Raw genomic sequence first — 16,194 nt, 5'->3', positions numbered from 1 at the left:
ATGTTTGGAAACCTGATCAGAAAATCTACCCGGAAATCCCCCGTGACAAGCCTGGAAACACCGTCGCTTGATAACCGGCCATTCTATTTTAAAGCGACGATGATACTGCTGGGATTATTCCTGCTGTTTGACATCCTGGTGCTGCTCAGAGACATTCTGGTGCCCATTTGTTTTGCAGCACTTATCGGCATTTTAATTAATCCCCTCACCAACCGGCTGATCCTGTTGAAAGTTCCGCGGCCGGTAGCCATCATCTTATCCATCCTGATTGCAGCCATTTTTGTGGCGGCCATAGTGATCTTTATTTCTTCGCAACTGGCAAGTTTTTCGGAGCTCGCCCCGCAATTCCGGGAACGTGGCGCCAAATTGCTTCAAGAAGCCATGAACTGGATTAAGTCTACGTTCAATGTTCCGATCAGGAAACAACAGAAAATGCTGGATGATGCGCTCCAGAATGGCCAGGCATACCTGGGGCAAACTTTAAGCACATTGATGGGGGTATTGGGTGTGGTAGTGCTTTTGCCGATTTACACTTTCCTCTTGCTCTACTACAAACCGCTTCTCCTCCGCTTTTTTTATGATGTGATCGACGACAAACATGAAGGAAAAGTCACAGAGGTACTAAATGAATCCAAATCAGCTGTTCAGAGTTATATCGTTGGGTTGCTCATTGAAACTGTGATCGTCGCCATCATGAACTCAGTAGCATTGTTGTTGCTGGGTGTAAAATATGCCGTACTGATCGGCGCGCTCGGTGCCATCCTGAACCTTATTCCCTATATCGGTGGTATCATAGCGATTACACTTCCGGTACTCATGGCCGTCATCACGGGCGACGGTAGCCTGACTACTCCATTGCTGGTAATCGGTAGTTATTTGCTGATCCAGTTTATTGACAATAATATCCTGGTGCCGAAAATTGTTTCGTCAAAAGTTGAGGTGAATGCGTTTGCTTCAATTGTTGTTGTTTTACTGGGCGGCGCTTTATGGGGGGTTCCTGGCATGTTCCTGTCGATCCCCTTCATTGCCACTTGCAAGATAATATTTGACCGGATCGAAATATTGCAACCCTGGGGCAGGCTTCTTGGCACCAATATGGATGATCATTTCACCCTGAAAGTACAGGAACCAACGCCTGACCAGGATCAGGTTACGGAAGTACAGGATGCCAGCTCCATGCCCACCCAGACATCAGCCTGATTACTTAATGTATCACTGCAACTTTATGATGCACACGGGAACCGTTATCAACAATACCGTCTCATTTGTGAGACAGACGCTGGAGAACGCAGAAGCAGGACACGACTGGTTTCACACCGAGCGCGTCTGGAAAACAGCTCGCACTATGGCGGAAAACGAATATGCCGATCAGCTGGTAATCGAACTGGCCGCGCTGCTGCACGATATTGCTGACGCGAAATTTTATGACGGAGATGAATCAATCGGCCCGCGAATTGCGGGTGACTTCCTGGTAACTCAGGGCGTTCCGGCAGCTACTATCGAGAAAATCCGTTTCATCATTGAACACATCTCCTTCAAAGGCGGAAAATCTACTACACCACACCGCCCAATCGAACTTGATATCATACAGGATGCTGACCGGCTTGACGCCATTGGTGCAATAGGAATCGCGCGTGCTTTCCATTACGGCGGTTTCAAAAACCGTAAACTTTACGATCCCTCAGTGCCTCCGGCTGATTATGCAGATGCTACGGCATACCGCAACAGTGATGCACCAACTATCAACCATTTCTACGAAAAGCTGTTGCTGTTAAAAGACAAAATGAATACTGCAACTGGTCGCGCTATGGCACAGGAACGCCATCAGTTCATGGAGCAGTTCCTCAATCAGTTCTACCGCGAATGGGAAGGAAAGCTACCTACAGGATTGAACGGATAAGCCCACCTTCAACCCTGATCGATGCCCCATTAGTGGCGGATGCCAGCGGGCTGCAATAGTAGACAACGGTAGCCGCTACCTCCTTCACGTCTGCAAAACGCTGTAGTAGTGAAGTTGGCCGCATGTTTTTAAAGAAGTCCTCTTCCACAGTAGCTGCAGTTTGATTGCCGGCTCGCGCAAGATCATCCAGAAATCCACCAACTCCTTTTGAACGTGTCGGCCCTGGCAGAATCGAATTCACAGTTACGCCCGTTCCGCGCGTCAATTCTGCCAGCCCCCTGCTGATCGCCAGCTGTGCCGTTTTTGTCATACCATAGTGGATCATCTCATCCGGAATAAAAACAGCCGATTCGCTGCTGATAAATATGATCCGTCCCCAGTTCTTTTCGAGAAGCTTAGGGAATACATGGCGGGACAGCCTTACACCGCTCATTACATTTACTTCAAAAAACCGGAACCAGTCTTCATCCGGTATTTCCGTAAAAGGTTTCGGTTCAAATATGCCCGCATTGTTGATGAGAATATCAATATCGGTAAGCTGGCTGATCAATCGGGAAACGTCGCCGGCATTGGCAAAGTCAGCTGCAATACCGTTCACCTCCCTGCCCGGGAAGTCTTTCTGCAATGCGGCCACGGCTTCCTGCACTGATTTATCTGTACGTCCATTAATGGTTACCGCCACGCCTTCCCCGAGCAACTGCTCCGCAATCGCATAACCAATACCTGCCGTTGATCCGCTGACAAATGCTTTCTTGCCCTCCAGTTGTAAATCCATAGGTAACTATTAAAGAAAGTAGTTAACAACGATGGCAGGAGATTGTTGCAATTGTCCATTTTACCACTTCAGCGACCGATCCCCACCATGGAAAAACTTTGGCAAACAGATAGGAGTAAAAATCGTTTGAGGTCAGGTTTGAAGTTGACCCTAAAGAACTTCAAACCATAAACTGTATCACCAACTTCAAACCACGAACCCCAAACTTCAAACTTTCCTTTCTACTTCTTTTCTTCCTCCACCTGTACCACCTCATATTTATTCTTGCCATCGTCCTGAACCGGTGCATAATAAGTTTCACCCACCTTCACATAAGTCTGATCACCTACCTTGACCTCAGTGCCGCCTTCAGGCAGTTTCTCCACTACGGCACCTGCAGGTGGTGGTACAACGGTATATTTCTGACCATCCTTTTCATAGTAAGTTCCCGCGTAGTAATAGTTGGTCACATTGTTGACCACAACCGTTTCATGATTCGCAGGAATCGTCGTGACTGTTCCGCCTACAGGCGCTGCCACTGCAGTATATCCACCATTGCTTTCAGCATACCACACGCCCTGATCATAGTGATACTGGGCATCTGCAACGGCGACGATAATTGCCGTAGTGGCAAGTGCGGCTACAAAAAAGCCCCAGGGATGCCAGGCCGGTCCCCAGGCAGCATAAGGCACAAATGGCCTGTACACATAAGGGTGATAACAGTAATACCGCCTGCCACCCCAATAATATGGTGGTCTTGGATAATAGCTTACCGGGCGTGGCCGCACCACGGTGTTGCGCTGATTGTAGTTGTTAAAGGTTTTACTGTTATCGATATTGATATTTACATCACGGCTCTTGTCAACGTTCCGCGTATTACCACTGATATTGGTGTTTCCGCTGTTGCGGTTACCGCTGTTGTTGTTGATATTGTTTTTGTTCTTGTTTACCTCGCGGGAGGCATTGTTATTAACGGAATTATTATTGCGCGTGCCACTGTTATTAGCCGGACGGGAATTATTGGCTGGCCGGTTGTTGGTGGCCGGGCGGCTATTATGCGATGGTCTGTTATTGGCCGGGGCCGGATGAGGCCGGGCACCGCCTCCGCCGCCAGCCGGACGGCGATGCTGAGCATCTGCCATTACCGGCATAAAGGTCCAGATCACCAGCAGCAAACTGAGACCGGCTAAGGTTTTTTGATGACGGATCATAATGGTTGGTTTACGATAATTGAAAAGGTTTACTGTTGTTCCTGGGCGACTTCCCAGAGACGGGAAAAATCGGGATTCAATACAAAATCTGTCCTCCGGTTCAAAGCCTTTCCTTCGGGCGTACTGTTATCAGCAACCGGATTGTATTTCCCCATTCCTCCGGATACCAGCCGAGAAGGATCTACCTGGTATTTATCACGGAGAATGCGAACAATGGAATTTGCTCTTTCCGTGCTGAGCGACCAGTTATCTTTGAATCCTGACCGAACCGAAACATCGTCCGTATTACCTACTACGTATGTTTTCAGTTTTGGATATTCATTGAGTATATTGGCAATTACCTGCAAGGCATCAATACCATCCTTACTTAATACGGCACTGCCGCTTTTGAATAGCAGCCGGTCATTCATGGAAATCCGTACCAATCCCTGGTCATACGTAACTGTTGCGCCCGCATTTCCAAGCTGTTCGAGGTCAGCCTCAGCCCGATCCCTGATCTTCCGGAATGTTGAGGAATTCGCTGCAAGTGCGTCGTTCATTTGCTGAAGATTGCGCTCGATCGCCGCTTGTACTTCCCGGCATTCCTGCGCCTCCTTACCATACTGTAGATTTTCCTCTTTCAGACGGGTGATATCGGCTTCGTAAGTGGTTACCTTCTGATTCAACGCCGTAACCTGCGATTGAAGCTGCGCATTGTCAGCCATCGCTTTTTCAAGTTTCTTGCTGGTACCGCAAGACAACAGGGCCAATACGGGTGGCACTACCCATACGGTGAACTTTCTCATATGAATCGATTTTCAATAATGCATCGCAAAACACCTAACCATTTACTGGTTATTGCTACTCAGAGACAAAGGGGGGAAGGAATAGTACGGAGTAACAGGGGATGAAAACCTGCTTAAATATAGCTCAATTAATTTTGGAAAAAAAGATTAGTTCGGCATCCGCTTTTCTACGGCAGTAGCGGCACCCTTGCCAAATTGCCTGATCATACTGAGGGCTTCCGGCACCGTAATTGGCAGCAAACGCACGTCTTCTTTTTTCCGCGACACAACTGAGCCTGTTGAAGGCGAAGGACAAGCCGGTATATAAATCGAATAGTGTCCGGGTGATTCGTCCGTTACAAAACAAATGGTTTCATTTTCATCTGCTATAAAAACAGCTGGTTTCCAGTTGCTTGTTGCCGCCGTATCCAGCTTCTCATTGGATATCGCCTGTATGTAAAAATAGCCCGGGATATACACCAGCACCTGGTTCTCCAGGAATTGTTTGAATTTTTTCGCAGTAGGTGTTTTCATCAGCAGCCCTGCGATGAAACAAAGGAATATCAAAACCACAGCCGTCAGAATAAAACCCAGCCCAACGCCGGCAATGTTTCTATCCTGCAGCCTGTTTGTAATCGGGGAGATAAGTTTCCTCACCAATTGGAGGGCTTTACCACCCACGAGAATAACGCAAACCAGGGGGATCATCAGCAACAGACCTCCGATAATGGTGTTCTTAACAAACTGGCCGATGCTTTTCATGGTGTTGATTTAAGGAGAAAAAAGCAGTTTCCGGGCCGGACTCACGTCGAATTTATTAATTCTCCTTCAGATAAATATCGAGATGTTTGGTAATCAATTCGGTCCAACCTGCCTGAAAACTTTCTCTTTGAAAATCAGGACCATCGGGGAATGTTTCGAGGCCACGGTGTGTCAGCCTCAAACGTGTGCCCCCACCCTCCGGCTTCAGCAGGAAAGTTAAAACCGAATAGCCGCGATGCCCATCGTAAGCCCAACTATACCGGAGCCTTCGCTCAGGCACTGCTTCCAGTACTTCACAGCGATGCATGTATTGTTCACCTTTCGCCCCCTGACCGGGAAAACTAAATTGAAATCCCGGCTCCGCCCTGAAATCACTAAGGTCAAAATACCATTTCCTCATTTCCCCCTTATCTGTCAATGCTTTCCAGATTTTTCCGGGTGCCGCGTCAAATACTTTCTCCAGCACTACCGATTTTCCGCTTTCCTGGTCCGGATATTGTTCGGAAAGCTGATTGGCATATCGAACCTGCAACTGCTGCAATACCGCATTGTCCTGCTCCGCACCAAAGGGATAACGCATTCGTTGCCCGTTCAGCGTTGCATCCAGTCGATCCAGCAACGCATGCCAGCCTGCAGGCACACGTTTAACCATTTCCGTTGACAATTTGGAATAGGTCAAAGTCAGTTGCGTAGTTGCGGAATCGATCTGCACCAGGTCCCACACAGCCTGCTCCCCTTCCCAATTATAACTGAATTGATTGGGTGCCTGGATATTCAGGATCGTTGCAGTAGATAGCGTTTTATCCTGATCGCGGAAGTAAATCTTTATGGTGCCGCCTTCGCGGAAATCCATATCAATGTCTGTGAACCAGTATTGCATCAGGTCCGGATGTGTGATAGTGGTCCAAACGTCATGAATTGGATGTGGTAAGATTCTTTCATAGCGCACCTGCCAGTCGCTTTCGGAAGTTTTTATAATCTGACCTAACATGGTACTTGTTTTAGATTAACGTATCAGAAACGTCATCATAGAATGCGGAAGGCTTTTCGCAGGAGCAGCGTTGCCATTTTTCCAGAGCTGAAAATCAAGCGTATTATCACTTGTATTCATCACTACAACAACCAGGGTGCCATCAGGGTTCCGGAAAGCTGTGGTTTGCAGCAGGTCCCGGTTGCTGGATGCCACAATCCTTTTCGCGCCCGGTTGCAGGAACTTCGAAAAGTGGCCGATATAGTAATAAGCGTTGGTATAGATAAGGCTTCCATTGCGGGTATCTGCGATTACCGGGGCAAAACAGAAATTCCCGACATGGTTGGGTCCTCCGTTTTCATCAAGCAGAATATTCCAGTCTGTCCAGGCTACGGTGCCGGCATTGAAATCACCGATCATCGACAATCCATAACGTTCACCCAATGTCCAGTCATTCACGCGCTTGAAATCGAACTTTTCAACGCAGCCTTCCGTAAAAATCAGGTTCTTGTCGGGAAAAGACTCCTGTACGCGTTTCAGATTCTCAAACTGCATGGCACTGCCGGTCCAGGTTTCATACCAGTGAAAACCTATTCCCCAAACATACCGCGCGGCGGCTGCGTCTTTCAGCAAAGTGCTGGCCCGCTGGTAAAGCAGGTCGCGGTTATGGTCCCAGGCAATTAGCTTTTTCTCTCCCATTCCTGACCGTTCCAGGGTAGGTCCAAGATAGTCCCGGATAAAATCCCGCTCCTCCTCTGCTGTATAAATACAGCTTTCCCATCGTTGCTTCGCCATCGGCTCATTCTGAACGGAAAGTCCCCACACCGGCATGCCCTCCGCCTCATAAGACTGGATGAACTTTACGTAATGATTGGCCCAGGCCTGCCTGTATTGCGGCAGTAATTTTCCGCCCTGGATAAGGCTATTGTTGTCTTTCATCCATGCAGGAGGGCTCCATGGACTCACATAAAGCGGAAGTTTACCTCCGGCTGCCTGTGTCGCCGCCTTAATGAGTGGAATCTTGTATTGCCGGTCATGCTGTATGTTAAAACTTTTCAGTTCTGCGTCTTTCTCCGAAACATAAGTGTAGCTCCCGCTGGAAAAATCGCAACTGGCAATATTTGTCCTGGCCAGCCGGTAACCTATTCCGTTGACCGGATCATAATAAGCTTTGATCAGCTCGCGTTGTTTATCAGTCGGCAGTTTGGCATAGACCTCAGCAGAGGCATCAGTCAACGCACCACCAATTCCCATAAATGTCTGGAAGGAGCGGTCATCATCCACAAAAATGCAAATCTGTGTTTCTACCGGTTGTCCGAAGGGCTTGAATTCCAGTTTCCCGCTTTCTGCAAGCCGCATCGGGGTGCCTTTTGCCGTGGTATACACGGTTGCCGAATTTTGCGACATCACCTGTAAAGTCGTCGTCATCAGCAGGCAACTAAACAGGCCGCTGTAGATTTTTATGGATGACATATGTTGCAAGATTTATGTTTCGATTATTGTTTCTTAACGGGTTGAAGCATGATCGCAGCCAGTTGGTAGCCCCCGCTTACTGTCGTCAGGCGAAGCTTCGCTTCCCCCGCAGGTAATGTCAGCACTTCTCCGGGCAGTTCTTTCCAGCTGGTTTCCGACCCCGTTGCCGCAACACTAAACATTTCCGCAGCAGGTTTTCCATTTATTGCCAGGCGGAAACTTGTTCCCGGCTCCGGCGCCGCTGCCAAAAAACTTATTCTGTACTTCCCGGCCGCAGGTACCTGAAAGGTATACTGAAGCCATTCACCCACTTCGGTATGCCCGACATAAAAATAGCCGCTGGTACTGTCACGGTAAACATCCACACCATCATTCCTATACTGGCGGCCCAGGTTTCCTCCTTTGCTGTTGGTCTGAGAAACATGGTAGTCAGCGGAATCAAGATCGAAATAGGCGACTCCCGACGGCCCAAGATCATATGCCACTGCGGGTATGGTGATCGGGGCAGAACTTTTCAGGGCATCAGCCGCCAGCCGGAATTGCTGCGGAGCATGCACCTGAAATGACCTTGCCGTTGGATCATGCTGTTGCCGGAACAGCGCATCCAGCACATCGTAGTGCAACAGATTTTTGTCGATCCTGGTATTGGTCGCAAGCGCCTTCAGAATGGTCCATGAGTCATCCGGTGCCGGTGCATTTTTCTGCCAGTGTTTCAGCAGTTGTTCATAACCCGTTGGTGCCGGTACTTCCAACGGGTTATTGGTTCCCAGTTTTTTCAGGGGCCACCACGCCCACCCGATCTGTTGCGATTCGAGCAATTTGACCGCATCACGGAACCAGACATTGGAATTCTCCCCTGTTTCACCGACCCATACAGGCACATCGTAGCGACTTCGGGTCTCCAGCATATTCCTGATTGCATTCAGGTCATTATAATTCCAGTATTTGTGAAAGCTCACCGCGAGATTCTTATCCCAAGGCGGAAAAACACCACGATAATTGTTTCCCCAGCCATTTCCCTCGATGATAATCATATGATTTCTGTCGACCGACCGGATGGCGTTCGTGATATTCACCAGCAACTCCCGCAGCGGTGCATTATTTGGTTCCTGTGTGCCATTCTTGTCACGCTCAGGGTCGGTGAATCCCCAATTTGGCTCATTGATAATGTCATAGGCACCTATCCAGGTTTCATCACGGTATCGTTCCGCAAGTTTTTTCCAGAGGGCAACTGTTTTTTCACGGTTGGCCGCAGATTGCCACAAGGAAGGCAGATCCGGATTGCGGTCTGCTATATTCAGGTCATTCCCCTGCCCCCCTGGCGCGGCATGCAGGTCAAGGATCAGGTAGATCCCGCTGGCGCGGCACCAGGCAAGGAGACTATCGGTTCTACGGAAACCTTCTTCCAGCCAGGTTTGTTTTCCGGCTACAGGTTCCTTTTCAACGGGCAGCGTATATAGCGCAAAATGCATAGGAAGCCGCACGGCATTGAAACCCCATGATTTCAGTGAATCGACATCAGTACGCGTACAGTGATTGTCACGCCATGCCTGATAAAATAGCTCAGCTTTTTCTTCACCCACAAGCTTTTCGATCCGCTCCCGTATCTTGTATTGTTGCCCCTCCTGTCGGAGCCGCAACATATAGCCCTCCTGCAACATCCAGCCCCCCAGGCCGATGGACCGGATCAAAAGATCATTACCACTGCCATCAACGATCTTTTGCCCCATAGCATGCACAAAGCCTTTGGCTTGCGGATGAACGGTAGCACTATGATCAAAAGCCACCTGTCCGCTCACCTTGGCGGAAGCGACTGCAAGTACTGCGGCCACCAGGTTCCTCTGCCACCTATTTCGCTTCATATGCCTGTTTTTTGGGGAGGTAACCCGTCAAAAGAATCCCTTTTTGCACGATCGCTTTTTTTACACGCGGGTCTGTATAGAGATCTGTAATGCCCTGGCGATCTGCAGCGACGTCTTCATAGCCGATATGGTGAATTGCTCTCAACTCTTCATTGTCGAGTCCGGGGTGCTCAACAAACAGGTACGTCCTGCCCTCTTCCAGTGCATCAAGGCCTTTCAGAAAAGCGTCGATCTTTGCATCGCCGCGGAGCCCACCAAGGTCAGCAGGAAAGTACAGCAATGGTTTGTTTACAGGAAAATCAGCAGCATCAAGCCCATATTCAGCGGCCAGCTTTTTCACTACCCGGGCAACATCTGTGCTGAGGTTCTGACTGCCCATATGGCCGGAAATATGATTCACGCGCGGCACATATTTCTTTACCAGTTCGATCTGCGCACGCAACTCCTTTTCTACATCTTCAAGTTTCCAGGGATTATCTTTTACCGCCTGACCGGGATAATTCTTGTTCGTCCAGAGCATGGGATAAAAATAGCCGTCTTCGTCCCTCAGGCTTGCGGCTGTGGTCAGCGGCCGCCATTTCACATTATCCCATTCACTGGTAATCGCAAAGTGCAGGCCAACTTCCACATTGGGTTGGGCTGAAAGCATGCGTGCAGCCTCGGGAAACCAGGGCGATGCAGCGATCACTTCAATGCTCGTTTCCACTCCTTTTTCATAACACTGCATCAAGGCAAGATTGCCGCTGTGGGAGTAACCCATATCATCACCCCGGATGATGAGCCGGGGAGGGTTGGTACGCCGCGTGATGGCTATAGCTGTCAGGTTTTTTGGATGCTGCTTGTCGAACGAAGAAATATCTTCCAGTACCAGGTCATCACCCTGAAAGTGACACCTGATCGTTTCCGTATGCGGGGATTCGTAATAGAGTATATTAAGATCGAGCGTGTTTGCCGACTGCCAGTGATAGTTCCCTGCGATCCGCATGGGGGGATAAGCTGCCCGGTTGTTTCTGGCATGTTCCACGAGATATGGCCCCCTGCGGGTAGTGGCACCTTTCTCCCAGGAGTCTTTCCCGAAAATAACCGGATGAACAGCGCTGTCAGTGCAGAACCTCACCAAACAGCGGTTTCCGGAGAACGAGATCGAAATGCTGTCGAACCCCCGCTGAGCACTGATAATGCCGAACTGCTTTCCGTTGATACGCTTTTCTGTTTCATTGCCATCAGTGCCAGTTATCCCCTCGGCTTTTACCGAAAGATGTTGCAATCTTTTTTGCAATGCCTGATGCTCCTTTTTAGCCGGTTTTAATTTCCCTTCCCGGAAGGCCGGCAGCAGGTATTGCCAGATGAGGTTGAGTTCTCCCTGCATATTTGCCGTTTCGGAAGTAATGATCACCACAGCATCCTGATCAGGCAACAGCAGAATATACTGACCAAAAGCACCATCTCCCCGGAAACTGTTGTGCCTGCCACGCCACATCTGGTAACAGTAACCCTGAAGCCAGTCGCTGGAGTCTTTCCTGGAAGATGGCGCATCCGGATCCTGCCAGATCTTTCGGGTGGTCGCTTCCGTAACCCACGAAACAGGAAGAATTTGTTTGCCCTGCCATTGGCCCTTCTGGAGAAAAAGCTGGCCGAATTTGGCCATATCTTCCGTTTTAAGTCGTAAACCCCAGCCACCGGTATTGATACCGCGCGAATCTGTTTCCCAGTCTATACCGGTGATACCCAGGGGCGTGAATAGCCTGGGCTGCAGATAGGTCAGTAACTGCTCTCGCGTCACTTTCTGAACGATGGCGCTCAGCATATAGGTGGCGAGTGAATTATAAAGAAACTTTGAACCCGGCATATACTGTACCGGCCACGCCAGGAAAGCTTTTACCCAATTGTCATTGCTCACCGTTGCAAAGGTGGGCTCAGTGGCATGACCAACACTCATGGTCAGCAAGTCACGGATACGAAGGGATTTCAGGTTAACTGATACGGTATCGGGAAGGTCATCCGGAAAAAAGCTGATCACCTTGTCATCCACGGTAATTTTCTTTTCAGCCACCAGGAATCCAATGGCCGTCGCTGTAAAACTTTTGCTGACCGAGTACATGGTATGCACCAGGTCTTTATCATAGGGTTTCCACCAACCTTCGGTAATCACTTTTCCATGTCGAAGGATCATCAGGCTATGAAACTGGTGGGTGCTGCCTTCCATAGCATCCAGCAGGCGGCTGATGTCGGCAGAGGCCACACCTTCGGCTTCCGGCGTGCTACGTGGAAGGGAGGTCTGTGCGGAAAGCAGCGAAATATTGCCCAGAACGGCAATGGCAATCATCAGGTATTTCATACTTAAATATATTTCAAAAAAAGAAGCAGGCCTTACGGCCTGCTTCGGTTGTATCTGTATTGTTGCTGTCTTACTGGCTTACTTTGAACTCAACCCGGCGGTTCTGCGCTTTGCCTTCCTTAGTAGCATTATCTGCTATCGGTTGTTCCTGACCGTAACCGGTAGCGGTCAACCTGCTTTCATCTACTTTTTTCTTCACGAGGTAAGCTTTCACGGCATCTGCGCGTTTCTGGCTCAACGTCATGTTCTTGTCTGCCTTGCCGGTATTGTCGGTATGCCCGGCAATTTCCATTTTCAGTTGCGGATACTGTTCATTCAGGATCCTCGCTGCTTTATCCAGTTCTTTTTTCGCCGCAGCGGTCAGTGTGGCACTGCCTGTTACGAACTGAACATTGGATGCATTGAATTTGGAAGTTTCCAGTTTCGGGCAACCACCGTTGTCTGCAGGTCCGGCAATATCCGGGCAACGGTCCTCATCATCATTCACACCGTCACCATCCTTATCCGGAATCGGACAGCCATTGTATTTGGCTACACCCGGCTCGTTGGGACATTTATCTTCTTCATCATTGATACCATCTTTATCCGTATCTGGAATGGGGCAGCCATTGTATTTGGCAAGACCTGGTGTATCAGGACATTTATCTTCTTCGTCATTTACACCATCCTTATCACGGTCGGGAATCGGACAGCCTTCATACTTCTGGGTACCGGCAACGGTGGGACATTTATCGAGTTCGTCATTAATACCATCACCGTCAGTATCAGGGATCGGGCAGCCTTTGTAACGCGCAAAACCCGGAACGGAAGCACAGCTGTCTTCTTTGTCGATCACTCCATCACCATCAGAATCAGCTGGTACGAGACGTCCAAATAACCTCAGCTTCAAGCCCGCCTGTATCGTTTGGGTGTAAAATTTGATGTTCTGGTTTCCGGGTAATTGTGCCTCGTTCATGTCGGTCAGGCCATGGATGTACCTCGCGAAAACCACTACGCGCGCATGCGGCAGGATTTCGATACCACCCGTAATCGCTGTGCTGGTTTTTTTGAAATCGTCTTTATCCAGGCCGCTGTTGTTGTCGTCTTTCACCCTGGTCAGGAAGTCGAACTGCGGACCGGCAGTGATCGCGAATTTGGGTCCAAGATGGAATTTTACGAGCAAAGGAACGGAGATATAGTCCATGTCTCCGTTCAGGATGCCCGCAGTATTGGTTTTGGGACTGATCGGGTAAGAACTGTACATGGCCTGCGGCTCAATGGAAATCACCTTACCGAGTGGGAAATTTACCCAAAGACCTGCTGACCAGCCGCTTTTCCAGTCGAAATCGATGTTGCTGGGATTGTCACCGTCTGTACGGAAACGGTTATAATTCCATGCACCCAGTATACCACCAGAAACGGTATAATGCTCTTTAACGATTTTGAGAGGGGGAAGTGTTTGTGAATTGGTGGCAGCTGCAGTACCAGCTGCTGCAGTGGTCATGGTAGTATCCTGCGAGAAACCCATAATTCCGGAACAGAGGGAGAGGAGCAGGAATAAGCATCTTTTCATACAATTGTTTTTAAGTTTCAAAACGTGCTACCATCAGAACACTAACAGTTGTATTAAAGGCGGTGTCGCCTGGGGAAGGGACTAACGCAAATTTATTGCAAATATGTTTACCCTTCTTAACGAACCGTTTGCAATTAACGGGCCATCTTTAATAAAGAGAGGGGTTAACCATAAAAAATGCATTAAATTCAGGCTAAGCGGAAGTAGCTCACCTGGTAGAGCGACAGCTTCCCAAGCTGTAGGCAGCGGGTTCGAGTCCCGTCTTCCGCTCTCAGAACTGCGCCTTGAAAGTGCCGTTAGAAACTACCTTTATATGGTAGTAAGGAAATGTTTCTTCGTAGAGATCACCACAAAAAATGCCTTCGATATATTCCTCCGTTCTTTCCGTAATGATGATCTCCATTCTTTCGTCTACATATCCGGGTGAGGGTTCGTAATAACTTGAAAAGGGAATGGAATCACTCTCAGTATTCATCACGAGGGTAATACTGCTGGGAGGAATCCCTGCGACGTTGTTTTCTGTGAATTTCTTTCCGGGCCAGAAATTGTCCATATAGGAAATGGCTTCAAGCTCAATACTTATTTTCGCCTGCCTGCCCTTTATCCGCAGGGTATAATTAGAGCCTTCCTTTACAATACTGGCGCTCATTCCGGTCGGAAAACTGATACTGTCCTGGTCGATAAATGCGGTTAGATGGGGACTTATTTCAGGAGGAATGGGATCGAATTGAATATCCTTATGGCAGGAGGCAAATACGCATAGCATCGCCCCTACGATCACTCGGGTACGAAATTCCACAAACATATCTTCTGGATTGGTTGCTACCGCTAATATGCAATAAATTTTTCATACCTGCAACTTCCCTTATTGCGTTCCTGCGGATTCTTCCACAAAGGCGACCACTTCCAGACGAACGGTTATGCCTTTTATATTATTTGGGTTGATCAGGCCGATAAGCAGCTGGTGTTTCTGAAAAGGTTCCATTTTTACAAGTCCCTCGTGCGCATCCACCTGGATTCCGCTTTCATAAAACGGGAAAGCAGGATCCGTTTCGAAGCTGGTGAGGTTTTGTTTGTCAATCAGGTAAATATCACAGGTTTCGCCTCCGGTAAAGCTGGTACCGGAAAATGTGCTGTCATTAGCTGAACCGACAGAAAACCTGTAATACCACTCAACTGTATGCAAGGGTAATTCAATTGGCACCGCGATTTTTGACTTCCATCCCTTCAATACGCTGTTACTTGTGCTGCTTAGCACATAGTTCGTTGGAGACATGAGTAGGATCTTTTTCCTGGTTTTCTGAAGCAGCAAGGCATTGTTCTTTGCATGATTCGTAGTATCGCCCAGCATCCACGGTTCAACGGCGGTCACAAAATCGGTTGTTGCTGCGGAGGAAGGCACCCGTCCGATCTGCAGATGGCAGGTTCGTTTGCCGCCTGTTGTATTCCTGAACCGGAAATGAAAAATGACCTTGCGGCTTACGTCCAGCACTTTGTCGAGTTCCTTGCTGTCATATTCAAGGAAACGGGTGATATCCGCATTTTCACTTATCTCCACCTCTTTCAGTGTTTTGCCATTGGTTTCTTCGAAATGATAAATAATCCGGTCACCTTTCGTGAATTGGTAGTACAACTTCATTTCGGATTTCCCGTCGATGGTAATTACAGTATCCGAAACAGTCCGAACAGCCGGCGGGACTGACTGGGCGAAGACAGCGCTCCCTGCAGTAACAATAGAGGTAAGGAGCGCCAGTAGGTGGGAGATTTTCATAGTTACCGGATAACGGCATAAGGTAAGTCCCTATTGCATATTGAACACCCGCTTTAACGTGGATCACTGACGCTTGCCGCCATATTTAATACATTGTTTACTTATATCACTTATAACAAATGCAATACACATACATATATTGTTAATTATGATATTTTTTGTTTGCTGCCGTGTATGCACAAGCGTCAGACAACAAATAAAAGCGATTGCAACAACCGAGAGGCGGCTGCGCAATCGCGTACACACATGAGAAAAATTATTGCAGGTGCAGGGCTGACGCTACCTGCTGGTAGTTGTTGATGTCAATTTTTTTGTTCTCCAACGCCAGTTTCACCGTACCAGGAATGATTACATACCGGTATTGATTGAAGGTTTGACCTTCCTCTTCAAAAGTGCCATAGTTTCCAAAGGCAACCAGGTTAATGCTTCCCAGAGAAAAAGTTGGGATGATCTGATCGAGATAGGGTAATGCCATGATTTCAGGTTCTGTATCAGACCCTACGTTGATATATACCTTGATTTCGCCGCCGCCGATGATATCTTCAGTAATTTCGGGCACATCAATCAGGGAGATAAACGCTTCCGGCTGCTCATCCCCGTTCTGATCAATAGCCTGGAACGTTACATCTTTCCAGTCAGAATAATAAACGTCCGTAATGCCGGACTCACCAGCAGGGCCAGCAGGACCCTGGGGCCCAGTTGTACCAGTTTCGCCCTGCGGCCCCTGGTCACCATCTTTTGAACATGCTGTAAACAATACCATGGCTGCCATAGCCAGACTCAGAACCTTTGATGTGTTAAACAGTTTCATTGTTGTTTTTTTACGATTAGAAATTG

At 48.5% G+C, this 16,194-nt stretch carries 14 protein-coding genes and 1 tRNA gene; 3 read left to right on the top strand and 12 right to left on the bottom strand.

The window, feature by feature from the left end:
* Together FPE01S_RS08270 and FPE01S_RS08265 are read left to right on the top strand one after the other, a co-directional pair.
* The gene (locus FPE01S_RS08270) at positions 1–1,200 is read left to right on the top strand and encodes an AI-2E family transporter (protein WP_072053960.1); all 1,200 of its coding nucleotides are present in this window, start codon (positions 1–3) and stop codon (positions 1,198–1,200) included.
* A gap of 25 nt (positions 1,201–1,225) precedes the next feature.
* Entirely contained in the window at positions 1,226–1,900 is a 675-nt protein-coding gene (locus FPE01S_RS08265; protein ID WP_245623963.1) for an HD domain-containing protein, read from the top strand.
* Here the strand turns inward: FPE01S_RS08265 and FPE01S_RS08260 are convergent.
* The 9 genes from FPE01S_RS08260 to FPE01S_RS24715 form a co-directional block, all read right to left on the bottom strand.
* Positions 1,881–2,675, bottom strand: a complete 795-nt coding sequence (locus FPE01S_RS08260) for an SDR family NAD(P)-dependent oxidoreductase (protein ID WP_046368259.1) — start codon at positions 2,673–2,675, stop codon at positions 1,881–1,883. The two genes, FPE01S_RS08265 and FPE01S_RS08260, sit on opposite strands and share 20 nt — an antisense overlap.
* 221 nt (positions 2,676–2,896) lie before the next feature.
* On the bottom strand, positions 2,897–3,865 hold the full coding sequence (locus FPE01S_RS08255; RefSeq protein ID WP_046368258.1) for a DUF6515 family protein: 969 nt from the start codon (positions 3,863–3,865) through the stop codon (positions 2,897–2,899).
* 29 nt (positions 3,866–3,894) lie between these two features.
* Positions 3,895–4,650, bottom strand: a complete 756-nt coding sequence (locus FPE01S_RS24725; RefSeq protein WP_052955606.1) for an OmpA/MotB family protein — start codon at positions 4,648–4,650, stop codon at positions 3,895–3,897.
* Positions 4,651–4,797: 147 nt separating this feature from the next.
* Positions 4,798–5,391 carry a DUF502 domain-containing protein gene (locus FPE01S_RS08245; protein WP_046368257.1) on the bottom strand — a complete coding sequence of 198 codons (594 nt, stop codon included), beginning with the start codon at positions 5,389–5,391 and terminating at the stop codon, positions 4,798–4,800.
* 55 nt (positions 5,392–5,446) lie between these two features.
* The gene (locus tag FPE01S_RS25620; RefSeq protein ID WP_083990171.1) at positions 5,447–6,382 is read right to left on the bottom strand and encodes an SRPBCC family protein; all 936 of its coding nucleotides are present in this window, start codon (positions 6,380–6,382) and stop codon (positions 5,447–5,449) included.
* A 15-nt stretch (positions 6,383–6,397) separates the two neighbouring features.
* Complete coding sequence (locus tag FPE01S_RS08235; RefSeq protein WP_046368256.1) at positions 6,398–7,834, bottom strand: glycoside hydrolase family 30 protein; 1,437 nt, start codon at positions 7,832–7,834, stop codon at positions 6,398–6,400.
* A 23-nt stretch (positions 7,835–7,857) separates the two neighbouring features.
* Positions 7,858–9,696, bottom strand: coding sequence for a cellulase family glycosylhydrolase (locus FPE01S_RS08230; protein WP_052955605.1), 1,839 nt, complete (start codon positions 9,694–9,696; stop codon positions 7,858–7,860).
* Positions 9,683–12,034, bottom strand: coding sequence for a ChbG/HpnK family deacetylase (locus FPE01S_RS24720; RefSeq protein ID WP_052955604.1), 2,352 nt, complete (start codon positions 12,032–12,034; stop codon positions 9,683–9,685). The genes FPE01S_RS08230 and FPE01S_RS24720 overlap by 14 nt, the downstream gene beginning before the upstream one ends.
* A 70-nt stretch (positions 12,035–12,104) precedes the next feature.
* Entirely contained in the window at positions 12,105–13,586 is a 1,482-nt protein-coding gene (locus FPE01S_RS24715; RefSeq protein WP_052955603.1) for an OmpA family protein, read from the bottom strand.
* Between the two features lie 197 nt (positions 13,587–13,783).
* On the opposite strand from FPE01S_RS24715, the gene FPE01S_RS08215 reads away from it, so the two are divergent.
* Positions 13,784–13,856: transfer RNA gene (locus FPE01S_RS08215), tRNA-Gly, on the top strand.
* A 1-nt stretch (position 13,857) separates the two neighbouring features.
* On the opposite strand, the gene FPE01S_RS08210 is transcribed toward FPE01S_RS08215, so the two are convergent.
* The 3 genes from FPE01S_RS08210 to FPE01S_RS08200 form a co-directional block, all read right to left on the bottom strand.
* Positions 13,858–14,391 (bottom strand): hypothetical protein, encoded by a 534-nt coding sequence (locus FPE01S_RS08210; protein WP_046368255.1) that lies wholly within the window; start codon positions 14,389–14,391, stop codon positions 13,858–13,860.
* Between the two features lie 60 nt (positions 14,392–14,451).
* Entirely contained in the window at positions 14,452–15,357 is a 906-nt protein-coding gene (locus FPE01S_RS08205; RefSeq protein ID WP_046368254.1) for a hypothetical protein, read from the bottom strand.
* Positions 15,358–15,613: 256 nt separating this feature from the next.
* The gene (locus tag FPE01S_RS08200) at positions 15,614–16,168 is read right to left on the bottom strand and encodes a collagen-like triple helix repeat-containing protein (RefSeq protein WP_046368253.1); all 555 of its coding nucleotides are present in this window, start codon (positions 16,166–16,168) and stop codon (positions 15,614–15,616) included.
* Positions 16,169–16,194 lie beyond the last annotated feature (26 nt).

Origin of the sequence: Flavihumibacter petaseus NBRC 106054 (genome assembly GCF_000974785.1) — a bacterium.
Classification (GTDB): Bacteria; Bacteroidota; Bacteroidia; order Chitinophagales; family Chitinophagaceae; genus Flavihumibacter; species Flavihumibacter petaseus.
This window is presented reverse-complemented; position numbering and strand designations above follow the sequence as displayed.

Excerpts from the sequence above, each read along its gene's own strand:
- FPE01S_RS24715 (WP_052955603.1), bottom strand. The coding sequence starts at position 13,586 with ATGAAAAGATGCTTATTCCTGCTCCTCTCCCTCTGTTCCGGAATTATG.
- FPE01S_RS08235 (WP_046368256.1), bottom strand. The coding sequence starts at position 7,834 with ATGTCATCCATAAAAATCTACAGCGGCCTGTTTAGTTGCCTGCTGATG.
- FPE01S_RS08205 (WP_046368254.1), bottom strand. The coding sequence starts at position 15,357 with ATGAAAATCTCCCACCTACTGGCGCTCCTTACCTCTATTGTTACTGCA.
- FPE01S_RS08200 (WP_046368253.1), bottom strand. The coding sequence starts at position 16,168 with ATGAAACTGTTTAACACATCAAAGGTTCTGAGTCTGGCTATGGCAGCC.
- FPE01S_RS24720 (WP_052955604.1), bottom strand. The coding sequence starts at position 12,034 with ATGAAATACCTGATGATTGCCATTGCCGTTCTGGGCAATATTTCGCTG.
- FPE01S_RS08265 (WP_245623963.1), top strand. The coding sequence starts at position 1,226 with ATGATGCACACGGGAACCGTTATCAACAATACCGTCTCATTTGTGAGA.
- FPE01S_RS08270 (WP_072053960.1), top strand. The coding sequence starts at position 1 with ATGTTTGGAAACCTGATCAGAAAATCTACCCGGAAATCCCCCGTGACA.
- FPE01S_RS08210 (WP_046368255.1), bottom strand. The coding sequence starts at position 14,391 with ATGTTTGTGGAATTTCGTACCCGAGTGATCGTAGGGGCGATGCTATGC.
- FPE01S_RS08255 (WP_046368258.1), bottom strand. The coding sequence starts at position 3,865 with ATGATCCGTCATCAAAAAACCTTAGCCGGTCTCAGTTTGCTGCTGGTG.
- FPE01S_RS08245 (WP_046368257.1), bottom strand. The coding sequence starts at position 5,391 with ATGAAAAGCATCGGCCAGTTTGTTAAGAACACCATTATCGGAGGTCTG.
- FPE01S_RS25620 (WP_083990171.1), bottom strand. The coding sequence starts at position 6,382 with ATGTTAGGTCAGATTATAAAAACTTCCGAAAGCGACTGGCAGGTGCGC.
- FPE01S_RS08260 (WP_046368259.1), bottom strand. The coding sequence starts at position 2,675 with ATGGATTTACAACTGGAGGGCAAGAAAGCATTTGTCAGCGGATCAACG.
- FPE01S_RS24725 (WP_052955606.1), bottom strand. The coding sequence starts at position 4,650 with ATGAGAAAGTTCACCGTATGGGTAGTGCCACCCGTATTGGCCCTGTTG.
- FPE01S_RS08230 (WP_052955605.1), bottom strand. The coding sequence starts at position 9,696 with ATGAAGCGAAATAGGTGGCAGAGGAACCTGGTGGCCGCAGTACTTGCA.